This is a genomic window from Aeromonas sanarellii, assembly GCF_000820085.1.
Taxonomy (GTDB): Bacteria; Pseudomonadota; Gammaproteobacteria; order Enterobacterales; family Aeromonadaceae; genus Aeromonas; species Aeromonas sanarellii.
In genome coordinates, this window is record NZ_CDBN01000002.1 from 1 (window position 1) to 15,831 (window position 15,831).

Consider the following 15,831-nt stretch of genomic DNA (forward strand, 5'->3'; position numbering starts at 1 on the left):
AGCGCAGGATCAGCACCAGTTCTGGCACGACCCTGCGCTTCCTTTTGCCTGCTCATCGGCCAGCCGTTCGGACACATTTGCCACGCGAGCGCGTGACGGGTTGGTTCGGCGCTGGCCGCTGCAACTGGCTAGCCACCCAGGTAGGCCTGGCGGACGGCGGGGTTGGCCAGCAGGGCCGCCCCCGTATCCTGCAGCACCACCCGGCCGTTCTCCAGCACATAGCCGCGATCCGCCAGCTTGAGCGCCTGGTTCGCGTTCTGCTCCACCAGGAAGATGGTCATCCCCTTCTGGCGCAGCTGCTCTATGGTGTCGAAGATCTGCTGGATGACGATGGGAGCCAGCCCGAGCGACGGTTCATCCAGCAGCAGCAGGCGCGGCTTGCTCATCAGGGCGCGGCCGATGGCCAGCATCTGCTGCTCGCCGCCGGACATGGTGCCGGCCCGCTGCTCCAGCCGCTCGTGCAGGCGGGGGAACAGGGTAAATATCTGATCCAGCAGGCCGCGCTGCTCCGCCTTGTCGACGAAGAAGGCCCCCATCAGCAGGTTCTCCTCCACCGTCAGGCGGGCGAAGATGCGGCGCCCCTCCGGCACCACGGCGATGTCCTTGCGCATGATGCGGGCGGTGCTGAGGGTGTTGATCTGCTCTCCCTCGAACCAGATGCTGCCGCTGCTGGGCTTGGGTTCGCCACAGAGCGTCATCAGCAATGTGGTCTTGCCGGCGCCATTGGCGCCGATCAGGGTGACGATCTCGCCCTCTTTCACCTCGACGCTGACGTCGTGCAGCGCCTGGATCTTGCCGTAATGGGTCGATACGTTGCGAAGTTCTAACATCATGACTCCTATGATTCGCCCAGATAGGCCTTGATCACCGCCGGGTTGCTGCGAATGTCGTCCGGCTTGCCGTTGGCCAGGGGCGTGCCCTGGTTGACCACGAAGATGCGGCTGGAGATCTCCATCACCAGCTTCATATCGTGTTCGATCAACAACACTGACACCCCGAACTCGTCCCTCAGGTTGGAGATGAGCTCGTTGAGCTCGTCCGTCTCGTGGGGGTTGAGGCCGGCGGCGGGCTCGTCCAGCATCAGCAGCTCTGGCCGGGTCGCCATGCAGCGGGCGATCTCGAGCCGGCGCTGCTGGCCGTAGGCCAGGTTCCCCGCGGCGCGGTTCGCGAGATCCTTGAGCCCCACCTTCTCCAGCCAGAACGCGGACTGCTCCAGCCCCTCTTTCTCGGCGCGGCGGAAGGCCGGGGTCTTGAACAGGCCGGCGAGGAAGCCGGTGTTGAGGTGCCTGTGCTGGGCCACCAGCAGGTTCTCCACCGCCGTCATCTCCTTGAACAGGCGCACGTGCTGGAAGGTCCGCACTATCCCCTTGCGGGCGATGAGGTGGCCGGGCAGGCCCTGGATCTCCTCGCCCTTGTAGCGGATGACGCCGCCGCTCGGGCGGTAGAAGCCGGTCAGGCAGTTGAAGATGGTGGTCTTGCCTGCGCCGTTGGGGCCTATGATGGAGATCACCTCCCCCTTGTTCACGTCCAGCTTGACGCCGTTGACCGCGAGCAGGCCGCCGAAGCGCATCGACAGATCTGAGACATCCAACAATGTGTGATTGTTGCTCATTTACGCAGCTCCATATGGGGTCGACTCATGGGCAGCAGTCCCTGCGGCCGCCAGATCATCATGAATACCATCAAGAGACCGAACATCAGCATGCGATATTCGTTGAACTCGCGGGCGAGCTCCGGCAGCACCGTCATGACGATGGCCGCCAGCACCACCCCGATCTGGGAGCCCATGCCGCCCAGCACCACAATCGCAAGGACTATGGCCGACTCGATGAAGACGAAGGACTCCGGGCTGATGAAGCCCTGGCGCGAGGCGAAGAAGCTGCCGGCGAAGCCCGCGAAGCAGGCGCCTATGGTGAAGGCGGTCAGCTTGATGATGGTAGGGTTCAGCCCCAGGGATTTGCAGGCGATCTCGTCTTCCCGCAGCGCCTCCCAGGCGCGGCCCAGCGGCATGCGCAGCAATCGGTTGATGACGAACAGGGTGGCGATCACCAGCACCAGCGCCATCAGGTAGAGGAAGATCACCTTGTGGTTCGCGTTGTAGGCGATGCCGAAGAACTCGTGGAAGGTCTCGAAGCCGCCGTCCTTGACGGTGCGGTTGAACTCCAGGCCCCCCAGGGTCGGCTTGGGAATGCCGGAGATCCCGTTCGGGCCGCCGGTCAGGGTGGTCATGTTGTTGAGCAGGATGCGGATGATCTCGCCAAAGCCCAGGGTGACGATGGCCAGGTAGTCCCCCCGCAGCCGCAGCACCGGGAAGCCGAGCAGGAAGCCGAAGGTGGCCGCCATCAGGCCGGCGATGGGCAGACACTCCCAGAAGCTCAGGCCGAAGTAGCTGTTGAGCAGGGCGTAGCTGTAGGCGCCGACCGCATAGAAGCCGACGTAGCCGAGATCCAGCAGGCCGGCGAGGCCCACCACCACGTTCAGGCCCAGCCCCAGCATGATGTAGATAAGCGTCAGGGTGGCCAGATCGATGGCGCCGCGGGAGGCCATGAAGGGCCAGCTCACCGCGAACAGCAGCACCAGCACGGCGGTCAGGTTATAGAGCTTGGGCGCCTCCTCCGGGCTTGGCAGCACCAGCTTGGTGAAGCCGACGGAGAAGCCGCTGATGGAGGCCTGGAATAGGCGCGCGATCTGGCCGCGCAGCATCTGGAACCAGAAGACGAAGGTGGCGCCCCCCAGCAGCCAGGCGAGGGACACATCGAGACGACTCACCACCAGCAGGCGGGAGCCGTCGGTCTCCAGCTCGAAGCCGAGCAGCCAGAAGGAGAGCACCAGCAGCATCAGGCTGGCGATGCAGGCATGGATGAATTGCTTTTTCATACTTTCTCGACCTCCGGGCGACCCAGGATGCCTGTCGGCATGAATAGCAGCACGAAGATGAGCAGGGCGAAGGCCATGACATCCTTGTACTCGGTGCTGAGGTAGCCAGCGGTGAGCGCCTCCACCACACCGAGCAGCAGGCCGCCCAGCACGGCACCCGGGATGCTGCCGATGCCGCCCAGTACCGCTGCCGTAAATGCCTTGAGACCGGCCATAAAGCCGAGATAGGGGTTGATGACGCCGTAGTACATGCCGAGCAACACCCCGGCGACGGCGGCCAGGGCGGCCCCCAGCACGAAGGTGATGGAGATGACCACATGGGTGTCTATGCCCAGCAGGTTCGCCATCTTGATGTCTTCGGAGCAGGCGCGGCAGGCGCGGCCCATGCGGGAGCGACCGATGAACTGGGTCAGCGCCAGCATGGTGACGAAGGTCACCACGAAGATGATGAGCTGCATGTAGGAGAGGCTGGCCTGGAAGCCGTCCTCGCCGCCGAGGGACCAGCCCCCGGAGATCAGGGTGGGCATGGCGATGTCGCGCGAGCCCTGTGCCATCCGCATCATGTTCTGCAGGAAGATCGACATGCCGATGGCGGAGATGAGGGGGATCAGGCGGTTGCCGCCCCGCAGCGGGCGATAGGCGACCCGCTCTATGGTCCAGCCATAGCTGCCGGTGATGATGATGCTGACCAGGAAGGCGCCCCCCAGCAGCAGCACAGTGCTGTCGATGCCCATCATCATGAGCCCGGCCATCACCATGAAGGCGACGTAGGAGCCGATCATGTAGACCTCGCCGTGGGCGAAGTTGATCATGCCTATGATGCCGTAGACCATGGTGTAGCCGATGGCGATCAACGCATAGGTGCTGCCTATGGTCAATCCGTTCAGCAACTGCTGAACCAGGTAAAGAAGGTGTTCGGACATACCGCGTTCCCTGTACTTGCCCGCAAAGAAAGGAGGGGTGACTCATGTCACCCCGACTGGCAGATTATTTGACTTGAGTGGAGGTTCCGTCGGCGTGCCACTGGAAGACACCGAACTCGAAGCCTTTGAGGTCACCGTTCGGTGCCCAGGTCAGGGGACCCATGACGGTGTCGATCGGTGCGGCCTTGATGGCGGCAGCCACGGCAGCCGGGTCATCCTCACCCGCCTTGGCGATACCGGCCGCCAGGGCCTGCATGGCCGCGTAGGTGGTCCACACGAACGGACCGGAGGAGTCCTGACCCTTGGCCTTGAAGGCTTCCACTATGGAGGCGTTCGCCGGCACCAGGTCGTACTTGTTCGGCAGGGTGACCAGCAGGCCTTCGGAAGCCGGGCCGCCGATGGCGGAGATGTCCTTGTTACCCACGCCTTCCGGACCCATGAACTTGGCCTTCAGACCCTTCTCGCCTGCCTGGCGCAGGATCAGACCCAGCTCCGGGTGGTAGCCGCCGTAATAGACGAAGTCCACGTTCTCTTTCTGCAGCTTGGCGATCAGGGCGGAGAAGTCCTTGTCCCCGGCGGTGATGCCCTCATAGGCCACGACCTTGACGCCGGCCTTGTCCAGGGCGGCCTTCACGCTGGAGGCGATGCCTTCACCGTACTGCTTCTTGTCGTGGATGACGGCCACGCGCTGGGGCTTGACCTGCTCGATGATGTACTTGGCGGCGGTCGGGCCCTGGTCGCTGTCCAGGCCGATGGTGCGCAGGGTCAGCTGGTAGCCGCGCTCGGTGATCTTGGGGTTGGTGGAGGCCGGCGTCACCATCAGCACCCCTTCATCTTCATAGATGTCGGAGGCGGGCAGGGTGTTGTCGGAGCAGAGGTGGCCGACCACGAACTTGACGCCGTCGTTGATCACCTTGTTGGCGATGGCCACGGCCTGCTTGGGATCGCAGGCGTCGTCATAGATGACGGCTTCGATCTGCTTGCCCTTGATGCCGCCCGCCTTGTTGATCTGCTCGACCGCCATCTTGCCGCCGGTGAACTGCATGTCACCGTACTGGGCGACCGGGCCGGTCAGGGGGCCGGCGATGCCGATCTTGATGGTATCGGCCGCATTGGCCATGGATACCGAGCCAAACAGGGCCAAAGAAACCGCTGCCCTGACCGCCATTTTGTTGAAGTTATGCATTGATTCGTCCCTTAATCAGTGAATTGTTTCATTTTATGCACGTCATTCCGAGCCTGTGTCCCGCCAGCCCGGCGATAGATAAGGTTCTATCATTCCTCGCCGTGCAATAACAAGATGTTAAAGATACTAACCGGGTGGGGGTGGAGGGTCGTTTTTTGGAGCAAACAACCTGCCATTTTTTCCGTATCGGGATTAAATTCTGTTTTGGTTGATTAACATATTCACAACACCGGGTGGTGTGGTGGAAAAACAGAGTAAAAAACTGACGATATTTCATTCTGCGTTCGCTCTCATTTTGACCAAAATTCGTTTGCGCAAAAAGAAATGACCGCCTAGATTAGCCAGGATTGACAATTCACTGGCAGCTCTCGTTAAAACCAAGCCTTTATTCGGGAAATCTGCTACTGTTCCGCCTTTGATCTTCAGGAGACAGAGATGGCCACAATCAAGGATGTCGCCTCACGGGCAGGCGTATCCATCTCCACCGTCTCACATGTACTCAATCACACCCGTCGGGTCAGCGAAGACGCGACCCAGAAAGTGCTTGAGGCGGTGGCAGAACTCAACTACGCGCCCAATTCGGTGGCACGCAGCCTCAAGATAAATGCAACCAAGACCATCGGCATGCTGGTGACGACCAGCGCCAACCCCTTCTTCGCGGAAGTGGTGCAGGGGGTCGAGGCGTACTGCTTCGAGCAGGGCTACAGTCTGATCCTCTGCAATACGGAGAACCAGCCTCCCCGCCAGCAGCACTATCTGCGCATGCTGATGGAGAAGCGGGTCGACGGTCTGCTGGTGCTGGGAACCGATATCGATACCCAGTTCAGGGACATGCTGCGCATCCACAAGAACGTGCCGCAGGTGGTGCTGGACTGGGGCAACGAGTGCGACTTCGCCAACGTGATCAACGACAACGCCCGCATCGGTGCGCGGCTGGCCGTGCGCCATCTGCTGGAGCAGGGCCACACCGACATCGTCTGCATCACGGGGCACCTCGCCAAACCGACTACCCAGCAGCGGCTGGACGGGGTGCGCGATGCCCTGGCCGAGCAGGGCCTGACCCTGAAGGACGAGCAGATCTTCGAAGGGGACTACGAGAGCCAGAGCGGCTTCGATGCCATGCAGCGCATCCTGGCCCTCACCCCGCGGCCGACTGCGGTGTTCGCCTTCGACGATCCCATGGCGATCGGCGCCATCTGTGCCGCCTGGGAGGCCGGGGTCAAGGTGCCGGATGACATCTCCATGATCGGCTATGACGACGTGGAGATGGCGCGCTTCTCCAGCCCGCCGCTCACCACCATCCGCCACCCCAAGGCCGAACTCGGTCTGCTGGCGGTGCAGCAGCTGGTGAGCCGGATCCGCAACAAGGAGCTGGAAGTCGAGTCCATGACGGTGCAGCCGGAGCTTATCGTGCGCCGCTCGGTCAAGTCCCTGCGCTGATCCCCGCGTCGCCCGCGAGCCAACGCCATGAAAAACCCCCTCCCTCGCGAGGGGGTTTTTGTTTTTGGACTGCTCATATCTGGGGAGTCGTCAGGCCTTGAGGCCGAGCCGCCTGGCGAGGCGGTGCAGGTTGCCGCCGTCCAGATCCAGTGCGCGGGCGGTGGCGGCCCAGTTGCCGCCATGGGCCGTCAGGGTCTGCTCGATGAGCTGGCGCTGGAACAGATCGGTGGCGGCGCGCAGGCCCAAGCCGGCAATGGTCGGGGAGGCGGGCTGGCTGACGGTGTCGGCGGGCAGGGATGAGCCCGTCGTCCCCAGGTTGAAGTGGTGGGGTTCCAGGGTCGGCGAGGGGCTGCCCTGTTCGGCCCGCGCCAGCACGGCGGCGCGGTGGATGGCGTGCTCCAGCTCCCGCACGTTGCCGGGCCAGTCGTGGCGCTCGAGCAGTTGCAGCGCCTGTGGCTGGATGCGCAGCCGCTCCAGACCCAGGCTGAGGCGGCAGCGCTCGCAAAAATAACCGGCCAGCAGGGGGATGTCGCCGGGGCGCTCCCGTAGCGCCGGGGCCTGGATCGGGAAGACGCTCAGCCGGTGGTAGAGATCGGCCCGAAACTGCCCCTCGACCACCGCCTGCTTCAGATCCCGGTTGGTGGCCGCCAGGATGCGCACGTTCACCTTGAGCGGGGTATCGTCACCGATCCGCTGCAGATCGCCGTATTGCAGCACCCGCAGCAGCTTGGCCTGCAGCGCCAGCGACAGCTCCCCTATCTCGTCGAGAAACAATGTGCCCTTGTCCGCCAGCTCGAACTTGCCCGCCCGGTTGTGGATGGCGCCGGTAAAGGCCCCCTTCACGTGGCCGAACAGCTCGCTTTCGGCCACCGATTCCGGCAGGGCGGCGCAGTTGAGGTAGACCAGGGGGGCATGGGCGCGGGGTGAGCCGCCATGCACCGCTTTGGCGATCAGCTCCTTGCCGACTCCGGTCTCCCCCAAGATCAGCACGTTCAGCTCCGAATTCGCCACCACCTCGATCTCGTGGCGCAGCCGGGCCATGGCGGGGGACTGGCCTATCATCTCCGGCTGCTCAGGGCCGGGCCGGGTGCCGGGGATCAGGGGCTCGCTGCTCTGGCGGGCGAGGCGTTCCAGCAGCAGGGCATTGTCGAGGGCGGCGGCGGCCAGGGCGCCCACCAGCCGCAGCTCCTCGTCGCTGATGCCGTCGAACTGGGCCGGGTTCATGCCGTCTATGGTCAGCGCGCCGATCAGCGCCTGATCCGAGAACAGCGGCAGGCCGACGCAGGCGTGCACCTTGAAGTCGTCGTGATCCGGCAGTAGGCCGTCATAGGGGTCGGGCAGGCTGCTGTCGGCGGGGAAGCGCACCACGTCGCCGGCGCGGGCGATGGCCTCGAGGCGCGGGTGATCCCTGAGGGCGAAGCGGCGCCCCAGCACGTCCTGCATCAGGCCGTCGATGGCCAGCGGGATGAACTGGCCCCCCTCGTAGCGCAGCAGGGCCGAGGCATCCGAGTTCAGCAGGCTGCGCACGCTCTGGATCAGGCGGTGGAAGCGGTCCTGATGGGAGATGCCGAGTTGCAGGTCGAGGGCGATGCGCGCCAGGCTGTCGGTCGAGATCACGAGAATTGTCCAAATGACAGTGTGTTTGTGATTTTGACTATATGTGGTGATTGTCTAAATGACAATAATTGAAATTGGTGTCGATAAAAATCAATGAGTTATGACTTGGCACGTCCGCTGCAATAGCTGGTTCAGTCGAACATCCACTATTGCATTCGAGGAACTGCCTGATGAGCATTCACGTCAAGAACAACATCCACTGGGTCGGCCAACGGGACTGGGAGGTGCGCGACTTCCACGGCACCGAGTACAAGACCCACAAGGGCACCAGCTACAACAGCTATCTCATCCGCGAAGGGAAGAACGTGCTGATCGATACCGTCGATCACAAGTTCAGCCGGGAGTTCGTGCAGAACCTGGCGGCCGAGATCGATCTCGCCGCCATCGACTATGTGGTGATCAACCACGCCGAGGAGGATCACGCCGGCGCCCTGACCGAGCTGATGGTCCGCATCCCCGGCACTCCCATCTACTGCACCCACAATGCCATCGACTCCATCACCGGCCATCATCACCACCCGGAGTGGAACTTCCACCCGGTCAAGACCGGTGACAGCCTGGACATCGGCAACGGCAAGCAGCTGGTATTTATCGAGACCCCCATGCTGCACTGGCCCGACAGCATGATGACTTACATGACAGAAGATGCGGTGCTGTTCTCCAACGACGCCTTCGGCCAGCACTACTGCGACGAGCACCTGTTCAACGACGAGGTGGATCAGACCGAGCTGATGGAGCAGTGCCAGCGCTACTACGCCAACATCCTCACCCCCTTCAGCCCGCTGGTGACGGCCAAGATCAAGGAAGTGCTCGGCTTCAACCTGCCGGTGAGCATGGTGGCCACCTCCCACGGCATCGTCTGGCGCGAGGATCCCACCCAGATCATCCTGAAATACCTGGAGTGGGCCGACCACTATCAGGAAGACCGCATCACCCTGTTCTACGACTCCATGTCCAACAACACCCGCATGATGGCCGACGCCATCGCCCAGGGCATCCACGAGGTGGACCCCGGCGTGGCGGTGAAGATCTACAACGTGGCCCGCCACGACAAGAACGAGATCCTGACCCAGGTGTTCCGCTCCAAGGGGATACTGGTGGGCTCCTCCACCATGAACAACGTCATGATGCCCAAGGTGGCGGGCATGCTCGAGGAGATCACCGGCCTGCGTTTTCGCAACAAGCGTGCCTCGGCCTTCGGCAGCTACGGTTGGACCGGCGGCGCGGTGGACCGGATCCAGACCCGGTTGATGGATGCAGGCTTCGACATCAGCCTCTCCCTCAAGGCCAAGTGGCGGCCGGATGGCTCGGCGCTGGCGGAATGCCGCGAGCATGGCCGCCGGCTCGCCCGTCAGTGGGCGCTGCACCCGCTGGACGCGCCCCGCCCGATCACCACAACCCAGGCAACCGTGACGCCCGTCTCCGCGATGCCTGCTGTTGAGCCGAAAGCCGCAGCGGTGACCGCCGAATGGGACGATGATCAGGCCATGCTCTGCACCGTCTGCCAGTGGGTCTATGACCCGGTCCAGGGTGAGCCGGATCAGCTGGTGGCGCCTGGCACCTCCTGGGCCCAGGTACCGGACAGCTTCCTCTGCCCGGGCTGCGGCATCGGCAAGGAGGTATTCGAACCCTGTGGGGTGGAGGCCTGTGTATGAGTGCAGCAACCCTGAATGACGCCGGCATCAGCCGGGAGATAGTGGTGATCGGCAGCGGCTTCGCCGCCCAGCAGCTGGTCAAGAGCCTTCGCAAGCTGGACGCCGAGCAGCCCATCCTCCTCATCACCGCCGACAGCGGCGACGAGTACAACAAGCCGGATCTCAGCCACGTGGTGAGTAGGGGCTGCCCTGCCGCAGCCATGACTCGCCTTAGCGGCAGCGACTTTGCCGAGCAGCAGCGCATCGCGCTGCTGCCCCACTGCCCTGTGCTCGGCATCGATCCTGCCCGGCGGTTGGTGCTGACCGCCAAGGGGGAATTCCCCTACGGCCAGCTGGTGCTGGCCACCGGTGCCAGCGCGGTACGCCCCGAGCTGCCGGGCAGCGAACATCTGGTCACCCTCAACAGCCAGCAGGAGTATGCCGCCGCCGAGGGGGCAATCCAGCAGGCCCGCCGCATCCTGGTGCTGGGAGCCGGCCTCATCGGCTGCGAGCTGGCGATGGACATGGCGAGCGATGGCCGCGAGGTCACCTTGGTGGATCTGGCCGACAGCCCCCTCAGCGCCCTGCTGCCCGCCACCCTGACCCAGCCGCTGCAACAGGCGCTGCGCAGCCAGGGGGTCAGCCTGCGGTTCGGGACAGGTCTCGCCAGGATGGATGACCAGCCGGGCGATGGCTGGCGCGTCACCCTGAGTGACGGGCGCGTCAGCGAGCAGGATCTGGTGATCGCCGCGATCGGCCTGCGGCCGAATCTGGCCCTGGCCCGCGGGGCCGGGCTGGCCGTGGAGCGCGGCATCCTGGTCGATGATCGGCTGCAGACCAGCGACCCCCATATCTTCGCGCTGGGGGATTGTGTGCAGTGGCGGGGTCAGCTGCTCCCCTTCCTGCAACCCATAGTGCTGGGCGCCAATGCGCTGGCGCGCACCCTGCTCGGCACACCGACCCCGCTGGCCCTGCCGTCCATGCTGGTGAAGGTAAAGACGCCGCGCTACCCGCTGCAACTGGCCGGCCGCACCAAGGGCGAGGATCTCGCCTGGCAGTGCCGCTGGAACAGCCACGGCATGGTGGCCGAGGCGCGCGATCAAGCCGGCGAGCTGTGCGGCTTCGTGGTGGGGGGCGACCAGATGAGCGCCGCCTTCCCGCTGCTGCGTCAGCTGCCCCGTTAACCCCTTTCATTGCACCGGCCGGGGCGACCCGGCCACGCGAGGAGAACCGATATGGCCATGCAACTGATTCCGTCTCACTGGGTAGTGCGCCGCTCCACCCCCTTCTTCACCCGCCAGAATGTGCCCCAGGCCCTGCTCACCCACCACAACACCGCGGCCGGGGTGTTCGGCCAGCTCTGCGTGATGGAGGGCACCGTCACCTATCACGGTTTTGCCGACGAGCAGGCCGAGGAGCCTGAGCTGAGCCTGGTGATCCGGGCCGGGGAGTTTGCCACCAGCCCGCCCCGGTACTGGCACAGAGTCGAGCTGTCGGAGGATGCCCGTTTCAACATCCACTTCTGGGCCGAGCAGGCCGAATCCGACCAGCCGCTGTTCAACAGCCGCAAGGCATAAGGTTCAACCATGGGGAGGGACATTGGGCGCAAATGTCCCCCTCTGCCCATGCAGATCAAAATAATCAATTCAGATGTCCGTTATCCTTGCCGCCAGTGGTGGATGAGGCAGTGAGGGAAACATGAGCGTGATCGAAGCCGTGACCATGGCCGCCGGCCTGGCCTATCTGGTGCTGCTGGCGTGGCAGGCGCGATCGGGCTGGCAGTGGCGTCTTGCCCTCGGCCTGCTGCTCATGCTCTGGTTGCTGGCGGCTGACAGCCTGCTCTGGCTCGGCGTGGGGCTGGTGGCCGGCGCGCTTACCCTCTGGCACCAGCGGCGACCGCTGCCCACCCTCGAGGCGCTCGACAGCCAGTGGCTGCGGACGCGCACACGGCAGCTGCTGTTGCTCTGCTGGGGGCTGGTGACGCTGCAGTACGGCCTGCATGTCTGGCAGTTGGGGCAGGGGATGAGCCCCTGGCTGGTGCGCCCTGACGTGGTGGACGGCTTCCTGCCCATCGCTGGCGGGCTCGGGCTGCGGGCCTGGCTCGGGCAGGGGCTGGTGGATCCCCACCATCCGGCGGCCACCGTGACTGTGCTGGTGCTCTCGCTGTCGGCCCTGCTGCTGGGGAGGGCGTTCTGCGCCTGGTTCTGCCCGCTCGGGCTGGTGGGCGAGTGGCTGCACGGCCTGCGCATCCGATGGATAGCGGGGGAGTGGACGCCGCCGCGCTGGTTCGATGTGGTGTTGCGCGGCCAGAAGTTTCTGGTGCTTGCTTTCCTGCTGTTTATCGTGCTGATCGCGGTGCCAGGCGCTGCCCTGCCCGGCTACCTCGCCAGCCCCTACCATCAGGCGGCGGACATGAAGATGGGGGCCTTCTTCTTCAACCTGACCCCGATCTCGGGCCTCTGCCTTGTCTGGGTGCTGCTGCTCACCGCCACCTTCCGGCAGGGGTTCTGTCGCTACCTCTGCCCCTATGGCGCCTGGCTGGCCCTGCTGGGTCTATTGACGGTGCTGCGCATTCGCCGTGACCCGGCCCGTTGCCTGCGCAGCGCGGGCCACGACTGCGACAAGTGCAGCCGGGCCTGCCCGTCGCGCATCCAGGTACACCAGCTCATCGCGGTGCGCAGTCTCGAGTGCACCAGCTGTCTGAGCTGTGTGGCCGCCTGCCCCAAGCGGGCCGATGCGCTGCACTTGGGCTCCCAAGGGCGCCGGCTCGCCCCTCGCCAGTTGCTGGGGCTGCTCTGCCTGTTGCTGCTGGTGCTGCCGCTGCTCTCCTACGGCTTGCTGGATCTCTGGGTCAGCCAGACGCCGCTGGCGGAGCGCTATGACCTGCTGCAACGGCTGCCCTGGTTGAACCATTGAGCCACCGAGTCGCCGCGTGCATCGGGGTGGGACAGTGCCCGCCCCGATGCGACGGCGACCTGTATAAATTTCCCCCGGCAAATTGTTATCGCCATCCCAAATTGCTCATGTTGCAATTGATCATATGCAAGGGCTCACCATAATGGACCCTGTTAATTGGCGTTGTTAATTCCAACCAGATGAGCAACAACATGAATATCAAGGTCAGCTATCCCAAGTGGTTTACCCTGGACCATAAAATCGCGTTCTTCTTCCCGCTGTAATATCCCTGTGGTGCCGCTGCATTTCCAGAAATGCAATGCATCCGTCTGAATACCTAATCTGAAATAGTCTGCACCTGTCTTCGCTTGTTTATTTTGCGAGGCGATGTCGTGCACCCATTCTCAATATTTTCTGCCTGCCGGATATTCTATTTTCGGCGGGGGATGAGACACATTCTGAATATTTAACTCTGGGGTGTTTATATTATGGAAAACTTCAAGCATCTGCCCGAACCCTTCCGCATTCGTGTCATCGAGCCGGTCAAGCGCACCACCCGCGCCTACCGGGAGGAGGCCATCGTCCGGGCGGGCATGAACCCCTTCCTGCTGGACAGCGAGGACGTCTTTATCGATCTGCTGACCGACAGCGGCACCGGCGCCATCACCCAGGACATGCAGGCCGCCATGCTGCGCGGTGACGAGGCCTACAGCGGCAGCCGCAGCTACTATGCGCTGCAGCAGGCGGTGCAGGAGATCTTCGGTTATTCCCTCACCATTCCCACCCACCAGGGGCGCGGCGCCGAGCAGATCTACATCCCGGTGCTCATCAAGAAACGGGAGCAGGAGAAGGGGCTGGATCGCAAGAAGATGGTGGCGCTCTCCAACTACTTCTTCGACACCACCCAGGGTCATACCCAGATCAACTGCTGCGTGGCGAAGAACGTCTACACCAGGGAGGCGTTCGACACCTCTGTCACCGCCGACTTCAAGGGCAACTTCGATCTGGTCAAGCTCGAGGAAGCCATCCTGGAGGCGGGCCCGGCCAACGTGCCCTACATCGTCAGCACCATCACCTGCAACTCTGCCGGCGGCCAGCCGGTGTCGATTGCCAACCTGAAGGCTGTCTACGAGATCGCCAAAAAGTACGACATCCCGGTCATCATGGACTCCGCGCGCTTCGCCGAGAACGCCTACTTCATCCAGCAGCGCGAGCCCGGCTACGCGAACTGGACCATCGAGGAGATCACCAAGGAGTCCTACAAGTACGCGGACGGCCTCGCCATGTCCGCCAAGAAGGACGCCATGGTGCAGATGGGGGGCCTGCTCTGCTTCAAGGACGACAGCATGCTGGACGTCTACACCGAGTGCCGCACCCTGTGCGTGGTGCAGGAGGGCTTCCCGACCTACGGTGGCCTGGAGGGGGGCGCCATGGAGCGCCTTGCGGTGGGCCTGCGTGACGGCATGCGCCAGGACTGGCTGGCCTATCGCATCGGCCAGGTGCAGTACCTGGTGGACGGGCTGGAAGCCATCGGCGTGGTGTGCCAGCAGGCGGGGGGCCACGCGGCCTTCGTCGACGCGGGCAAGCTGCTGCCGCACATCCCGGCGGATCAGTTCCCGGCCCACGCCCTGGCGTGCGAGCTCTACAAGGTGGCCGGCATCCGGGCGGTGGAGATCGGCTCCCTGCTGCTGGGGCGCGACCCCGCCACCGGCAAGCAGCACCCCTGCCCGGCGGAGCTGCTGCGCCTCACCATACCGCGTGCCACCTATACCCAGACCCACATGGACTTCGTCATCGAGGCCTTTGGCGAGGTGAAGAAGAACGCCAAAAACGTGAAGGGGCTCGACTTTATTTACGAGCCGGCGGTGCTGCGCCACTTCACCGCCCGTCTGAAGGAGGTCGACAATAACAATCAAGCGGCCTGCACCAAAACTGAAAAATTAGTAGAAGCATAACGAGTCAGGGGCACAGATTATTCTGTGCCCTTTTTTTTCACAGCCTTGTGAATTTTCGGGAGTGACAACACATGACATCGAAACCGTCCGTCATCGGAGGGGCCTGCATCATTGCCAGCGTCTGTGTCGGTGCCGGCATGCTGGGGTTGCCGAGTGCAGGCGCCGGGGCCTGGACCACCTGGTCATCGCTGGCCATTATTCTCACCATGATCATCATGACGGTCTCCGGCTGGATGCTGCTGGAAGCCTTCAAACCCTATGCGCTGACTGCCTCCTTCAACTCGGTGACCAAGGATCTGCTCGGTCACAACATCAATGTCTTCAACAACCTGACCGTCTATTTCGTGGGCGGCATCCTGTTGTACGCCTATATCACCTCCTCGGGCCTGATCCTGAGCGGCCTGCTGGGCATCGGCAGCCAGCTTGCCTCCGTCCTGTTCGTGCTGGTGTTCTCCTGGTTCGTCTGGCATTCGACCCGGGCGGTGGACCGGATTTCGGTCGTCTTGATCGTCTTTATGGTGCTGAGCTTCGTGTTCGGGGTCTCGGGCCTGGCCAGCAAGATCGACACCGCCATGCTGTTCAGCACAGTCGCCGAGGAGCTGGAGCAGGCCCCCTATGCCCTGGCCATGCTGCCGGTGGCGCTCACCTCCTTCGGCTACCACCATTCGGTGGCCTCGATGCGCGCCTACTACGGCGAGGAGCAGAAGGCGAAGCAGGCGATCCTGGGGGGCACCCTGATCGCGCTGGCGCTCTACCTGCTGTGGCTGCTCAGCATCTTCGGGAATCTGCCCCGCAGCGCCTTCGGCCCCGTCATCGCCAAGGGGGGCGACGTGGACGTGCTGCTCGGGGCGCTGGCCTCGGTGATCGAGTCCAGACAGGTATCACAGGCCATCAACCTCTTCTCCATGGCGGCCATCCTCTCCTCCTTCATCGGGGTGGGGCTGGGGGTGTTCGACTATCTGGCGGATCTGTTCAAGTTCGACAACAGCCGCCAGGGCCGCGCCAAGTCCTGGGCCGTGACCTTCCTGCCGCCCCTGGTGCTCTCCCTGCTGTTCCCGTTCGGCTTCGTGGTGGCCATCGGCTACGCCGGGGCTGCGGCGACCGTCTGGGCCTGCATCATCCCCGCCCTGCTGGCGAAGAAGTCCCGGGAGCTGGCCCCACAAGAGGCGGGCTTCAAGGCGCCCGGCGGCCAGCCCATGATCTTGGCGGTCATCGTCTTCGGGGTGCTCACCGCCATCTTCCATCTGATGGCCATGGCGGGCATGCTGCCCGTCTATACGGGGTGATCCGCAAGGGCGGGCATG

Annotated in this window: 14 protein-coding genes; 8 read left to right on the forward strand and 6 right to left on the reverse strand. The window is 63.6% G+C overall.

Going from position 1 to position 15,831, the window contains the following annotated elements; translation table 11 throughout:
* Positions 1-128: 128 nt before the first annotated feature.
* The 5 genes from BN1132_RS00140 to BN1132_RS00160 form a co-directional block, all read right to left on the reverse strand.
* A complete protein-coding gene (locus tag BN1132_RS00140; protein WP_042074015.1) occupies positions 129-830 on the reverse strand; it encodes an ABC transporter ATP-binding protein in 702 nt (233 codons plus the stop codon).
* Positions 831-838: 8 nt separating this feature from the next.
* Positions 839-1,612, reverse strand: a complete 774-nt coding sequence (livG, locus tag BN1132_RS00145) for a high-affinity branched-chain amino acid ABC transporter ATP-binding protein LivG (protein WP_042074016.1) — start codon at positions 1,610-1,612, stop codon at positions 839-841.
* Positions 1,609-2,877: a high-affinity branched-chain amino acid ABC transporter permease LivM gene (locus BN1132_RS00150; RefSeq protein ID WP_042074017.1), complete on the reverse strand. Its 1,269-nt coding sequence runs from the start codon at positions 2,875-2,877 to the stop codon at positions 1,609-1,611. Before BN1132_RS00150 ends, livG begins: the two co-directional genes overlap by 4 nt.
* Positions 2,874-3,800 (reverse strand): high-affinity branched-chain amino acid ABC transporter permease LivH, encoded by a 927-nt coding sequence (livH, locus tag BN1132_RS00155; protein WP_042074019.1) that lies wholly within the window; start codon positions 3,798-3,800, stop codon positions 2,874-2,876. Before livH ends, BN1132_RS00150 begins: the two co-directional genes overlap by 4 nt.
* 64 nt (positions 3,801-3,864) lie before the next feature.
* On the reverse strand, positions 3,865-4,986 hold the full coding sequence (locus BN1132_RS00160) for a branched-chain amino acid ABC transporter substrate-binding protein (RefSeq protein ID WP_042074020.1): 1,122 nt from the start codon (positions 4,984-4,986) through the stop codon (positions 3,865-3,867).
* 435 nt (positions 4,987-5,421) lie between these two features.
* On the opposite strand from BN1132_RS00160, the gene BN1132_RS00165 reads away from it, so the two are divergent.
* Positions 5,422-6,426: a substrate-binding domain-containing protein gene (locus BN1132_RS00165; protein WP_042074022.1), complete on the forward strand. Its 1,005-nt coding sequence runs from the start codon at positions 5,422-5,424 to the stop codon at positions 6,424-6,426.
* 90 nt (positions 6,427-6,516) lie between these two features.
* Here BN1132_RS00165 and norR read toward each other — a convergent pair whose 3' ends face one another.
* Positions 6,517-8,043 carry a nitric oxide reductase transcriptional regulator NorR gene (norR, locus tag BN1132_RS00170; protein WP_042074023.1) on the reverse strand — a complete coding sequence of 509 codons (1,527 nt, stop codon included), beginning with the start codon at positions 8,041-8,043 and terminating at the stop codon, positions 6,517-6,519.
* A gap of 170 nt (positions 8,044-8,213) precedes the next feature.
* Here norR and norV point away from each other — a divergent pair, with 170 nt between their 5' ends.
* From norV to BN1132_RS00200, 7 genes are all read left to right on the forward strand, one after another.
* Positions 8,214-9,698, forward strand: coding sequence for an anaerobic nitric oxide reductase flavorubredoxin (gene norV, locus BN1132_RS00175; protein WP_042074025.1), 1,485 nt, complete (start codon positions 8,214-8,216; stop codon positions 9,696-9,698).
* Positions 9,695-10,861 carry an NADH:flavorubredoxin reductase NorW gene (gene norW / locus BN1132_RS00180; protein ID WP_042074026.1) on the forward strand — a complete coding sequence of 389 codons (1,167 nt, stop codon included), beginning with the start codon at positions 9,695-9,697 and terminating at the stop codon, positions 10,859-10,861. Before norV ends, norW begins: the two co-directional genes overlap by 4 nt.
* A gap of 51 nt (positions 10,862-10,912) precedes the next feature.
* Entirely contained in the window at positions 10,913-11,254 is a 342-nt protein-coding gene (locus BN1132_RS00185) for a TehB family protein (RefSeq protein WP_042074027.1), read from the forward strand.
* A 121-nt stretch (positions 11,255-11,375) separates the two neighbouring features.
* Entirely contained in the window at positions 11,376-12,593 is a 1,218-nt protein-coding gene (locus tag BN1132_RS00190; protein ID WP_042074028.1) for a 4Fe-4S binding protein, read from the forward strand.
* Between the two features lie 191 nt (positions 12,594-12,784).
* Positions 12,785-12,856 (forward strand): tryptophanase leader peptide, encoded by a 72-nt coding sequence (gene tnaC / locus BN1132_RS20480; RefSeq protein WP_223302601.1) that lies wholly within the window; start codon positions 12,785-12,787, stop codon positions 12,854-12,856.
* 204 nt (positions 12,857-13,060) lie between these two features.
* Positions 13,061-14,527, forward strand: coding sequence for a tryptophanase (gene tnaA / locus BN1132_RS00195; protein WP_042074029.1), 1,467 nt, complete (start codon positions 13,061-13,063; stop codon positions 14,525-14,527).
* A gap of 71 nt (positions 14,528-14,598) precedes the next feature.
* Positions 14,599-15,813 (forward strand): aromatic amino acid transporter, encoded by a 1,215-nt coding sequence (locus BN1132_RS00200; RefSeq protein ID WP_042074031.1) that lies wholly within the window; start codon positions 14,599-14,601, stop codon positions 15,811-15,813.
* Positions 15,814-15,831: the final 18 nt, after the last annotated feature.

Bases quoted from the DNA above. Each gene is read 5' to 3' on its own strand.
- livH (WP_042074019.1), bottom strand. From the start codon at position 3,800: ATGTCCGAACACCTTCTTTACCTGGTTCAGCAGTTGCTGAACGGATTG.
- BN1132_RS00160 (WP_042074020.1), bottom strand. From the start codon at position 4,986: ATGCATAACTTCAACAAAATGGCGGTCAGGGCAGCGGTTTCTTTGGCC.
- BN1132_RS00140 (WP_042074015.1), bottom strand. From the start codon at position 830: ATGTTAGAACTTCGCAACGTATCGACCCATTACGGCAAGATCCAGGCG.
- norW (WP_042074026.1), top strand. From the start codon at position 9,695: ATGAGTGCAGCAACCCTGAATGACGCCGGCATCAGCCGGGAGATAGTG.
- livG (WP_042074016.1), bottom strand. From the start codon at position 1,612: ATGAGCAACAATCACACATTGTTGGATGTCTCAGATCTGTCGATGCGC.
- tnaA (WP_042074029.1), top strand. From the start codon at position 13,061: ATGGAAAACTTCAAGCATCTGCCCGAACCCTTCCGCATTCGTGTCATC.
- BN1132_RS00165 (WP_042074022.1), top strand. From the start codon at position 5,422: ATGGCCACAATCAAGGATGTCGCCTCACGGGCAGGCGTATCCATCTCC.
- BN1132_RS00200 (WP_042074031.1), top strand. From the start codon at position 14,599: ATGACATCGAAACCGTCCGTCATCGGAGGGGCCTGCATCATTGCCAGC.
- norV (WP_042074025.1), top strand. From the start codon at position 8,214: ATGAGCATTCACGTCAAGAACAACATCCACTGGGTCGGCCAACGGGAC.
- BN1132_RS00190 (WP_042074028.1), top strand. From the start codon at position 11,376: ATGAGCGTGATCGAAGCCGTGACCATGGCCGCCGGCCTGGCCTATCTG.
- BN1132_RS00150 (WP_042074017.1), bottom strand. From the start codon at position 2,877: ATGAAAAAGCAATTCATCCATGCCTGCATCGCCAGCCTGATGCTGCTG.
- BN1132_RS00185 (WP_042074027.1), top strand. From the start codon at position 10,913: ATGGCCATGCAACTGATTCCGTCTCACTGGGTAGTGCGCCGCTCCACC.